We start from the raw sequence: 10,965 nt of genomic DNA, 5'->3' as shown, positions 1-10,965 counted from the left end.
CCATCGTCAATGGCCATAAGCAGAAGGACATCGACAAACTACTACCCTGGAACTTCATAGGCTAAAGCAACGCTTACATTGGCAGCTACGATCTACATGATGGATGCAGCCCTTGGGTGGCTTTCGCAACACTACAGCCATGTTCAAAGCTCGGATAGCCAGGCCTCGCTTCATCCTTGTTACTGACCGCTCATCCAAGACACGGCGGGAGTAAAGGTCGATGATCACAGCCAATTACAGCCACCCCTCGCTTATACGGATGTAGGAATTGTCCACAGCGCATTTCTGATTGGGCCCGGTGGCTGAGAAATCCTGATCAAGCAAGTTTGGGGCGACATTGAAAGTCTGATTGCTGTCAGTCGTAACTTTGTGTTTTTGGGTTCGAATAACCTTGATCTCATTCTCCCGCATCGACCGGCCTACTCGTCTGTGCCCAACATCAAGGCCGAGGTCGCGCAGCTCCTCTGTCATGCCTGGCCGACCGTAGCTCTGTAGGTTAGGGCGGTGCTGTTCTCTGATATGAGCCAACAGCACTATGTCATCACGTTGTCTCCGACTGATAGGGCGAGATTTACATGCACGAAACCCACGGGAAGTTACCCGCAAAACACGGCATAGAAACTCAATGAGCCAGACCTTCTTCCAGGTGTCGATAAAGGCAAACCTTACGCCTTTTAACCTGCGAAAAAGATCGTTGTCTTCTTTAACACTTCCTTCTTCTCGCGGAGCAGACGGTTTTCTTTGCGAAGGCGCGCATTTTCTTTTTCCACATCCTCATGCGGGCCGGACATCAAATCGTCATTCTGATGTTGTTGGGCCCACTTGATCCGTGTCGAAACACCAACCCCTAATTCTGATGTGATTTGACGTAGCGTCAGTCCACGGCTTGTTTCAATGCGAACCGCATCACGTCTGAATTTGTCGCTGTATTTTGGTGCCAATTGTTGTCTCCTTCATTGCGAATATCGCTTGAAAAGAACCGGAACTAAATCGGGGCAAGTATAAAGTTGGATTCCACCAGAAAGAGCCAAGCCCAGGCTTCGTTGAAAGAACTTTATGGGGTGAATCTGAGTGTCTCGGGCCTCGCTCTCTCGCAGATTGATGCAAAAGGCATGAAGCGCTATGGCTATGGCGATGCCCATGGAACTTATGCGAGTTATGGTGGTGGATGCTATGATGAATAGCTGTTCTTGCAGTAGGCCGCAATAGGGCAGCTTGATCAGTATTTCGTCACATTTGTGTTTTTACACCAAACTTTTCAATATATGTCTCGGAATAGCCTACATGTTAATCTAACGTGTGGGAAAGCGCTGAAGATGGCGTGAGATAAATCGTTGAAATGCTGAGGTTAAAGTGAAAGTCGAGCTAACACGAATTCCTGAGGTGCTTTGCATCACCCCAGCCCGCTTCGGCGATCATCGCGGGTTTTTCAGTGAGAGTTGGAATAAGTCCCGCATGGCCGAGCAAGGTATCACCACCGAATTCGTACAAGATAACCATTCGCTTTCAAGCGAAGTGGGTACGGTTCGCGGGTTGCATTTCCAATCGCTGCCGCATGCACAGGCTAAATTGGTACGATGTGGGCGAGGCGCATTGTTTGATGTTGCGGTTGATATACGTAAAGGCAGCCCGACGTATGGGGAATGGGTTGGCGAGGAACTAACATTTGAGAACGGCAAACAGCTTTTGATCCCCGAAGGGTTCTTGCACGGTTTCATTACGCTGCAGCCAGATACTGAGATTATTTATAAATGTTCGGACTTTTACGCGCCGGAATGCGATGGAGCTGTGCGCTGGGATTCTTGTGGGATCGACTGGAATTTTAAAGGTACGCCGATATTGTCGGAAAAGGATGAAGCAGCGCCCGCGCTTGCCGATTTTGAAAGCCCATTTGTTTACGAAGGATAAACCATGAAGATTTTGGTAACAGGTGGCGCGGGCTTTATTGGATCGGCTGTGGTGCGCCAAGCGGTCGCGCGGGGCGATCAAGTTGTTAATGTTGATGCGCTAACCTATGCGGCGTGTTTGGATAACGTGGCCAGTGTTGCTGACCATCCGAACTATGCGTTTGAGCAAGTAGATATTCGTAATCGCGCTCAATTAGACACTGTATTTGCTAAACATCAGCCGGATGCTGTGATGCATTTGGCGGCGGAGAGCCATGTGGATCGTTCAATCGATGGGCCTTCGGACTTCATCGAAACCAATATCACGGGCACGTTTAACATGTTGGAATCCGCGCGCGCTTATTGGGTGCAGCAAGGCAAGCCGGAGACTTTTCGGTTTCATCATATCTCAACCGATGAAGTCTATGGCTCGCTGCCGACAGACCCCTCGGTGCAATTTACCGAAGACACTTCGTATGATCCGCGCAGTCCTTATTCAGCCTCAAAAGCAGCCTCTGACCATTTGGTGCGTGCGTGGGCAGAAACCTATGGCTTGCCGGTTGTCCTTACCAACTGCTCTAACAACTACGGACCTTATCATTTTCCAGAGAAACTGATCCCGGTCGTGATCTTGAATGCTTTGGCCGGGAAGGCGCTGCCGATTTATGGCGATGGTAGCAATGTACGTGATTGGCTTTATGTTGAGGATCACGCGGACGCGTTACTGCTGGTAGTCAAAAAGGGTGTGCTGGGTCGTAGCTATAATATTGGCGGTGAGAATGAGCGTTCTAACCTTGAGCTGGTTCAAACGATCTGCCGGATACTGGATGAACTACGCCCGCGGGCAAGTGGCAATTACACCGATTTAATTACATTCGTGAGGGACCGCCCCGGCCATGATGCCCGCTATGCGATTGATCCAACCCGTATCCGCGATGAATTGGGTTGGCGCCCATCCGTCACTGTCGAAGAAGGGCTACGCAAAACAGTCGAATGGTATTTAGCGAATGAAGATTGGTGGCGTGCTTTGCAAAATCGCGACGGCGTTGGCGCGCGACTGGGTGTCAAAGCATGAAGACGCTGGTTTTTGGCAAAACCGGGCAGGTCGCTACAGAATTGCGGCGGCAGGCAGACGTGATTGCCTTGGGTCGGGACGATGCGGACCTCTCTGATCCGGCGGCTTGCGTTGCTGCTATCAAGACAGCCCAGCCGGATGTGGTGATCAATGCGGCGGCTTATACAGCGGTTGATAAGGCCGAAGACCAAGAAGAGCTGGCGAGCATTGTGAATGGCAAGGCCCCTGCAGCTATGGCGAAGGTTTGCGCGGACATGGATATTCCGTTTGTGCATATTTCGACCGATTATGTCTTTGACGGCAGTGGAGAGGTGGCTTGGAGACCTGACGATGCAACCAACCCGCTAGGGGCCTATGGCCGATCTAAGTTGATTGGCGAGCAAAGTGTGCAGACCGCTGGTGGGCGCTACGCAATCTTGCGCACGTCTTGGGTGTTTTCTGCTCATGGCAATAACTTTGTAAAAACGATGTTACGGCTTGGCGAGACACGCAATGCGTTGACTGTCGTTGCAGACCAAATCGGTGGGCCAACGGCTGCGGCAGATATAGCAGCAGCATGTTTGCGGATTGCGGATCAATTGAAGGCTGGTAAAGGCGCCAGCGGTGTCTATCATTTTGCAGGTGCGCCTAATGCAAGCTGGGCAGATTTCGCGCGCGCTATTTTTGAGCAAGCGAAATTGGATGTTAAGGTAACGGACATTCCGTCCGCAGATTACCCGACATCAGCGAAGCGACCGCTGAATTCCAGAATGGATTGTGCTAGATTAGAGACTGAATTTGGGGTAGTTCGCCCTTTCTGGCGCGACAGCCTTGCCGCTGTTTTGACCGAGCTAAAGGACACTTCATCATGACCCAACGCAAAGGTATCATTCTGGCAGGCGGCTCTGGCACGCGGTTGTATCCGATTACCATTGGTGTGTCGAAACAGCTTTTGCCGATCTATGATAAACCCATGATCTATTACCCGCTGAGTGCGCTGATGCTTGCGGGTATTCGCGAGATTGCAATTATCACAACTCCGCAAGATCAGGATCAATTTAAACGGACCTTAGGGGACGGTAGCCAATGGGGCATTTCGCTGACCTATATCGCGCAGCCAAGCCCGGATGGCTTGGCGCAGGCATTTATCTTAGCCGAGGATTTCCTTGATGGCAGTCCTTCGGTTTTGGTGCTTGGTGATAATATCTTTTACGGCGCCTCGCTACCCGAACTTTTGGCAAAGGCGAACGATAAAACAGTTGGTGCGAGCGTCTTTGGCTATCGCGTGGCCGATCCAGAACGCTATGGCGTGGTGGATTTTGATGAGGCGGGCAAAGTCCGCTCGATCATCGAGAAACCTGAGGTTCCGCCATCACATTATGCTGTGACCGGTATCTATTTCGTGGATGGGACCGCGCCAGAGCGAGCTAAGAAGGTAAAGCCTTCAGAGCGCGGTGAGTTGGAAATTGTGACATTACTTGAAAGCTATCTGGCCGAGGATCAGCTGGACGTGCAACTGATGGGACGCGGATATGCGTGGCTAGATACGGGTACGCATGGTTCATTGTTAGATGCTGGCAATTTTGTACGCACACTTGAGAATAGGCAAGGTATGCAGACCGGGTGCCTAGAAGAGATTGCGTATGATGCTGGATGGATCAGTAAAGCACAGCTTTTGGAACGGGCTGAGATGTTTAAGAAGAATGACTTTGGGCGGTATCTAGAAGCATTGGCAGAGGAATGAGGGCAACTGCCCCCATTCCTGAAGTATTATTAAAACGTCTTCTGAAAGCTCACGCCAACGCGTGTTCCGTTACCAAAGCCTGCTGTGTTCAGATCAAAGCCTTGATGCGCGACCAGAGCACTGAGCGTACCGCCTAGCATTTCGCGAGAGACACCAGCACTTACAACGAAACCTTCAGCGCTTGAGTTGCTTAGGCGGTGCGTTGTTAGGTTTTGGTCGTTGATCAGATAGTGGCCGATGCTCCAGTCTACGGTCATATCGTCCAGCTGATGCTTTACGTAGAGGGCAGTGCTGACGGATTGCGTGTCGATGGCGCTGCCCATGACAACACCTTGGTTGGCATAGGAATAAGTGTTGTTGCGGTAAGCTGTATTGGGACCGCAGAAGCCGCCGCCGGTACGCGCGATGCGGGTGTCAGTATGCTCTAGGGTAACTTGCGAAGGCACGCCGAACAGGGGCATGTTTACCTCAACACCACCCATGTGCATCAGGCACGATGGTGCGCCGCCGGCTTCGTCTTCGCCGACTGTTTGGTAGTAGACGCGGGTGCCGTCAGCGAGGTTAGGAAGCGTGTAGGAAATACCCACACCAGCCATTTGGTTAGCGCTTGCGGCTCCGCCTTCGTTGGTGCGGCCGGCTAGGATGCGCAGGAATGTATCAAAGTCCGATGGATTGCCTGCGCCACCCCATTGAGCTGTGCGGACAAAGTCGATTTCGAGGTTGTCGATTGGACGCACACGTGCGCGCATGCCCATGATCAGTGAATTGTCTGGCTGGCCAGCATCCTCGGTTGTGCCGACGAAGAACTCGCCGTCCCAAGCACCGAGCCAGCGTAGGACTGGGAGGTCAATTTCGGTCGCTTCGGATTTGCGGATGTAGGCGGAATGGAAGGCCGGTGCGTTTTGCGACAGGATTAGGCTGCTGTATTGGGACGGTGACCAATTGCGGTCGATCTTGCCGACGCCGATCTGCCAGTTGCCGTTTCCAAGCGCGAGGGAGACGTCGTAGTTCAGCAAAACATCTGCGTCACCGTAGATTGGTTGAGCGATTGTTGCTGAGGCTGACAGGCGTCCAAATTCTACGGAGCTGCCCAAAGAGACACCGTTAAAGCCGAGCGTGCCAAATTGCTGGCTGCGGCCAAGGAAGTCATCTGAAATGCCGCCAAAGGTAAGTGTGAATTCAGGTGTCTCCGCAGTGGCAGAGTTCGCTGCAGTTAGGGACATCGCGGTGCTCAGAATTCCGGCACAGGAGAGTTTGAATGCGGCGTTAGAAAAATGCATGTGAGAAAACCTTTGGCTGTTACCGCGTGTTTGGGTGAGGTGAAGGGCTAAGTCAATGCAGCCACGGCGGATCACCGAAAACAGGTGAAGATGCGCAACAGGTTTGGTTGGGATGGGCGTTGCCTTGCCGATTTTAGAAGTCTGTTTGTGACTTTTGTTCTTTACGACAGCATTGAATACGGATTTTACGAGGGGCAACTCTCGAAAGGTTGAGGGTTCCGAACTTGAATTTTCAATAATTATAGCCAAGAAAAGCTTGTATCAAAGATCATTACGCATTTGGTTTCTAACTATTGCCTCAACTGAAAAGATCGTCCCAACACCTTTGCCACTCAATGCTAAACTTAGTAATTGAAGCGCTTCGCTTCATCGAGAATAACGTCAAATATGTTATCAGGGCGATCTCGATCACCTGTCACAAGTTGGCGTAAGAACTGCATAAGGTCATAGTCCGGACAAATCGTGAAACTGGGGTCAGGGAAGCCTGAAATTTCAAAGGCAAATCGATCTGGCTCGCCGAATTTTTTGAATGCTACGTTTTTCACAGACCACTTTAACTTTCCTCGAACATCTTCTGCAATTATCGCTTCACCTAGCTCAAGGGAAAGGGCCCAAACTAAGGGAATCCAGTCGGCGGAAACGTCAAATAATTTCGGATCTGCGTAGACGTTATCAACCAGAAAATTGTTGATAATAGAAAAGCCCCCATCAAACTTTGAACCAGCATTTATTTCCTGGAACTCAGACAAGGCTGATCTCCATTCTTCACGATCAGCTTTAAAAATCTTGAGATATTGTCGCGCATCAGCCCGTGAGATTGGTCCTTGATGAAGGGTATCGGGGCGCGCAAAACTCAATCATGCGCCCCAATGTATTTCGCCCACATTCGGTAACACTCGAATACGATTTCCAGGTAACCTGGGAAGTTCATCTTCCAGAACTCGGCGGTTTTTAATCCAAATCTCAGACATTATACGTTCCCGAATTAAGTTTGAGAGTGCTTACTGGCGGGATCAAGAAATTTAGGTTCATAATTCGAGTTATTTCCAAGTCTCTTAAGGCTTCAATTTGCGTAATTACATTTAGCCGTATTTTGTCACTAATTTAACCTTTTTCCGCCATTCCCAATTCGTAAGGTGTTGGGGCAGATATTTCATCTGTGCCTTGAGATGTATGCACAGTCTGATACGAGTGACGTTAAGCGAATTGGATGCCGTTATGAAAATTATCCCTGTTCTTTTGTGTGGCGGCTCTGGCACGCGGCTTTGGCCGCTGTCTCGGAAAAGCTATCCTAAGCAATTTGTGCCGTTGATGGGCGATGAGACGTTGTTTCAGGCCGCGGCGCAGCGTTTGTCGGGACAGGGGCGAGGGGTTGAATTTGATCAGCCTATGGTGCTGACCAATTCTGATTTCCGCTTTATTGTGACCGAGCAGCTGCAGACCATTGGTATTGATCCTGGCGCGATCTTAATTGAGCCTGAGGGGCGCAATACGGCGCCGGCGGTTTTGGCGGCGGCGTTGCGAGCGCATGGTGCCGATCCGAATGCAGTGCTTTTGGTGGCCCCTTCAGATCATGTGGTGCCGGATACTGCGGCGTTTCATGCGGCTGTTGAGCAGGGTTTGAAGGCCGTGGCGCAGGGCCAGCTTGTGACCTTTGGGATCACGCCGAGTCATGCGGAAACGGCTTATGGCTATTTGGAATTGGCTGGGAAACCTGATGCAAATGGTGGGCCAGTTGCGCTGAAGCGCTTTGTTGAAAAGCCAAATGAGGCGCGCGCGGCGGAGATGTTTGCCGACGGCAATTTCAAATGGAACGCGGGGATTTTCCTGTTTAAGGCTGCGGATATGATTGCGGCGTTTGCCGCCCATGCGCCGACGTTGATGACCCCAGTGCAGGCGGCTTTGGATGAGGCGGAGGTGGATCTTGGTTTTCTGCGCTTAGCGCCCGGTCCTTGGGCGAAGGCCGAAGATATCTCGATTGACTATGCGGTGATGGAAAAGGCGGACAATCTGTCGGTCGTGCCTTTTGATGCGGCTTGGTCTGATCTGGGTGGTTGGGATGCTGTTTGGCGTGAAAGCGAACCGGATGCGGATGGGGTTGTGACCTCTGACGGGGCGACGGCGATTGATTGCCATAATACGCTGCTGCGTTCTGAAAGTGATCGGCTGGAAATCGTCGGGATCGGGTTAGAAAACATCATGGCCGTTGCGATGAATGATGCGGTGCTGGTGGCGGATATGAACCGCGCGCAGAGTGTGAAACTGGCGGTTTCAGCTTTGAAAGCCAAAGGGGCCGCGCAGGCAACAGAATTCCCGAAAGATCATCGGCCTTGGGGTTGGTTTGAAAGCCTTGTTGTTGGTGGCCGGTTCCAAGTTAAGCGGATCATGGTACATCCGGGCGCGGCCTTGTCGTTGCAAAGCCATGTTCATCGTTCCGAGCATTGGATTGTGGTCGAAGGCACCGCGCGCGTGACTGTGGATGATGACGTTAAGCTGGTGACCGAGAATGAATCGGTTTACATCCCGGTTGGGTCCAAGCATCGTCTTGAGAACCCTGGCAAGTTGCCAATGGTATTGATTGAGGTTCAGACGGGTGCCTATGTCGGCGAAGATGACATTGTGCGTTACGAGGATGTGTACGCGAGGGATTAAGAGATGAAGATTGCGGTTGCAGGGCTGGGATATGTTGGCCTGTCGAATGCGGCGTTGATGGCGCAAAATCACGTAGTGACCGCAGTTGATGTTTCTGAAGACCGCGTGCAGATGGTGAATGCGGGGCAATGTCCGATAGTGGATGCGGAGCTTGAAGAGTTTCTGGCAAACCGGAATTTGCAACTGACCGCTACCACAGATGCTGCAGCGGCATATTCTGATGCGGAGTTTGTGATCGTAGCAACACCGACGAATTACGACCCCAAGTCCAACTATTTTGACACCTCGAGTGTTGAGGCCGTAGTTAGCCAAGTCATTGCGGTGAATCCCAAAGCGACCATTGTGATCAAATCCACCATTCCGGTGGGTTATGTAAGCGATCTGCGCAAACGGTTAGAAACGGATCAAGTGATATTCTCGCCAGAGTTCCTACGCGAGGGCCGGGCGCTGTATGACAACTTGCATCCGAGCCGGATCATTGTGGGTGAGCAATCGGATCGGGCACGGGTTTTTGCCGATCTGTTGCTTGAGGGTGCCATTACCAAGGACGTGCCTGTTAAGTTCACCGATCCGGATGAGGCCGAGGCGATTAAGCTGTTCTCTAATACCTATCTGGCGATGCGTGTCGCGTTTTTTAACGAACTTGATAGCTATGCGATTGCGGGCGAAATGGACTCGCGTCAGATCATTGAGGGCATCAGCCTCGATCCGCGGATTGGCGATCATTATAACAACCCGTCCTTTGGCTATGGCGGCTATTGCCTGCCCAAAGACACCAAGCAATTGTTGGCCAACTACAACCACGTGCCGCAGAACTTGATCCGCGCGATTGTGGATGCCAATCGCACGCGCAAAGATTATCTGGCGGATCAGATCCTGATGACTGGTGCGCGAACTGTTGGGATTTACCGATTGGTCATGAAGGCCGGCAGCGACAATTTCCGCCAGTCGTCGATTCAAGGGATCATGAAGCGCCTCAAGGCAAAAGGCGTTGAAGTGATCGTTTATGAACCAGTGCTGCAGGAAGAGGATTTCTTCCGCTCGCGGGTCGTGCGGGATTTGCAGTATTTCAAAGACAATTCCGACCTGATTGTGGCTAACCGCCTGACGGATGACATCAAAGATGTGGCTGGCAAAGTCTTTACCCGCGATCTGTTTGGAGAGGATTGAGCCATGACAGAGACTGTTTTAGTCACCGGTTCCGCTGGCTTTATCGGCTATCACATCTGTAAACGTCTGCTGGCGGATGGGTTTAAGGTCGTCGGATTGGACGCGCTAAGTGACTATTACGATGTGTCCTTGAAAGAGGCGCGGCATGCGCAGCTGACACATGAACGGTTTATTCCGGTCATTGGCCGTGTGGAAACACGGGGACTGATGATGGAGTTATTCGAGGCGCATAATCCAGATTATGTTATTCATTTAGCTGCCCAAGCCGGCGTGCGCTATTCGATTGAGAACCCGCGATCTTATCTGGAAAGCAATATCAACGGCACCTTTGAAATCCTCGAAGCCGCCCGCGCGCATCCGCCGAAACATATGCTGCTGGCCTCGACCTCTTCGGCCTATGGCGCCAACACCGAAATGCCCTATGCCGAAACGCAGCGGGCTGAGCATCAAATGTCATTCTATGCGGCAACCAAAAAGTCGACGGAAAACATGGCGCATTCCTATGCGCATTTGTTTGACCTGCCGGTGACGATGTTCCGGTTTTTTACGGTCTATGGGCCTTGGGGCCGACCCGACATGGCGTTGTTCAAGTTCACCAAGGCGATCCTGAACGGCGATCCGATTGATGTTTATAATTATGGCGATATGAAGCGGGATTTCACCTATGTGGATGACTTGGTGGAAGGCATTCGACTGTTGATGGATGCCGTGCCGGTGCGCCCTGTTGATGGTGTTGTTGCGGATGGCGACAGCCTATCGCCTGTTGCTCCACATCGTGTGGTGAACATCGGTAACAATGATGCTGTTCAGCTGACGGATTTCATTGAGGCGATAGAAGACGCGACGGGTTTGAAAGCCGAACGCAACCTGATGCCGATGCAGGCTGGCGATGTCCCAGCAACCTGGGCCGATGCGGAGTTGTTGAAGTCACTGACTGGATACCAGCCGAAAACTGCTGTTCCTGATGGCGTTAAGGCGTTTGTGGACTGGTACCGGGAATTCTATCGGCCGAATGAGATGGGCGCGGGTTAAACGCCGCTAACATCAGAAGGTGATGCCCGCCCACCAATTTGATCAAAGTCGCAAATATTTAGCTCCGGATGTCCCAAGTATGCATGCCGGTCCTGTGAGGCCGGGGTTGTTCAAGCGCCCGCCAAGCCGCGACTGATCGAAGGTGGC

11 protein-coding genes are annotated in these 10,965 nt (G+C 51.7%); 7 read left to right on the top strand and 4 right to left on the bottom strand.

All coding sequences use genetic code 11. From position 1 onward, the window contains the following. Positions 1–234: 234 nt before the first annotated feature. Together Q4544_RS15740 and Q4544_RS15625 are read right to left on the bottom strand one after the other, a co-directional pair. Complete coding sequence (locus tag Q4544_RS15740; protein WP_368411295.1) at positions 235–534, bottom strand: IS3 family transposase; 300 nt, start codon at positions 532–534, stop codon at positions 235–237. Positions 535–674: 140 nt separating this feature from the next. Continuing rightward, positions 675–941, bottom strand: coding sequence for a transposase (locus Q4544_RS15625; RefSeq protein WP_303507833.1), 267 nt, complete (start codon positions 939–941; stop codon positions 675–677). Between the two features lie 412 nt (positions 942–1,353). Between Q4544_RS15625 and rfbC the strand changes: the two genes are divergently transcribed. From rfbC to rfbA, 4 genes are read left to right on the top strand one after another with little or no spacing between them, the layout of a single operon-like run. Continuing rightward, a complete protein-coding gene (gene rfbC, locus Q4544_RS15620; RefSeq protein ID WP_303507831.1) occupies positions 1,354–1,908 on the top strand; it encodes a dTDP-4-dehydrorhamnose 3,5-epimerase in 555 nt (184 codons plus the stop codon). Positions 1,909–1,911: 3 nt separating this feature from the next. Then, positions 1,912–2,961 (top strand): dTDP-glucose 4,6-dehydratase, encoded by a 1,050-nt coding sequence (gene rfbB, locus Q4544_RS15615; protein WP_303507829.1) that lies wholly within the window; start codon positions 1,912–1,914, stop codon positions 2,959–2,961. Then, positions 2,958–3,812: a dTDP-4-dehydrorhamnose reductase gene (gene rfbD, locus Q4544_RS15610; RefSeq protein WP_303507827.1), complete on the top strand. Its 855-nt coding sequence runs from the start codon at positions 2,958–2,960 to the stop codon at positions 3,810–3,812. Before rfbB ends, rfbD begins: the two co-directional genes overlap by 4 nt. Beyond that, positions 3,809–4,684 carry a glucose-1-phosphate thymidylyltransferase RfbA gene (gene rfbA, locus Q4544_RS15605; RefSeq protein WP_303507826.1) on the top strand — a complete coding sequence of 292 codons (876 nt, stop codon included), beginning with the start codon at positions 3,809–3,811 and terminating at the stop codon, positions 4,682–4,684. Before rfbD ends, rfbA begins: the two co-directional genes overlap by 4 nt. Before the next feature lie 29 nt (positions 4,685–4,713). Here the strand turns inward: rfbA and Q4544_RS15600 are convergent, their stop codons facing one another. Further along, a complete protein-coding gene (locus tag Q4544_RS15600; protein ID WP_303507824.1) occupies positions 4,714–5,964 on the bottom strand; it encodes a capsule assembly Wzi family protein in 1,251 nt (416 codons plus the stop codon). A gap of 344 nt (positions 5,965–6,308) precedes the next feature. Continuing rightward, positions 6,309–6,821, bottom strand: coding sequence for a hypothetical protein (locus tag Q4544_RS15595; RefSeq protein WP_303507823.1), 513 nt, complete (start codon positions 6,819–6,821; stop codon positions 6,309–6,311). A gap of 361 nt (positions 6,822–7,182) precedes the next feature. Here Q4544_RS15595 and Q4544_RS15590 point away from each other — a divergent pair, with 361 nt between their 5' ends. The 3 genes from Q4544_RS15590 to Q4544_RS15580 are packed head-to-tail and all read left to right on the top strand — an operon-like array spanning position 7,183 to position 10,818. After that, positions 7,183–8,616 (top strand): mannose-1-phosphate guanylyltransferase/mannose-6-phosphate isomerase, encoded by a 1,434-nt coding sequence (locus tag Q4544_RS15590; RefSeq protein WP_303507822.1) that lies wholly within the window; start codon positions 7,183–7,185, stop codon positions 8,614–8,616. 3 nt (positions 8,617–8,619) lie between these two features. After that, positions 8,620–9,786, top strand: coding sequence for a nucleotide sugar dehydrogenase (locus tag Q4544_RS15585; RefSeq protein WP_303507820.1), 1,167 nt, complete (start codon positions 8,620–8,622; stop codon positions 9,784–9,786). Positions 9,787–9,789: 3 nt separating this feature from the next. After that, a complete protein-coding gene (locus Q4544_RS15580) occupies positions 9,790–10,818 on the top strand; it encodes an SDR family NAD(P)-dependent oxidoreductase (RefSeq protein WP_303507819.1) in 1,029 nt (342 codons plus the stop codon). Positions 10,819–10,965: the final 147 nt, after the last annotated feature.

The organism is Cognatishimia sp. 1_MG-2023 (genome assembly GCF_030548175.1).
In the GTDB taxonomy this organism is placed as follows: Bacteria; Pseudomonadota; Alphaproteobacteria; order Rhodobacterales; family Rhodobacteraceae; genus Cognatishimia.
Note: the sequence above shows the minus strand (reverse complement) of the source record. Positions and strands in the feature narration are given on the sequence as shown.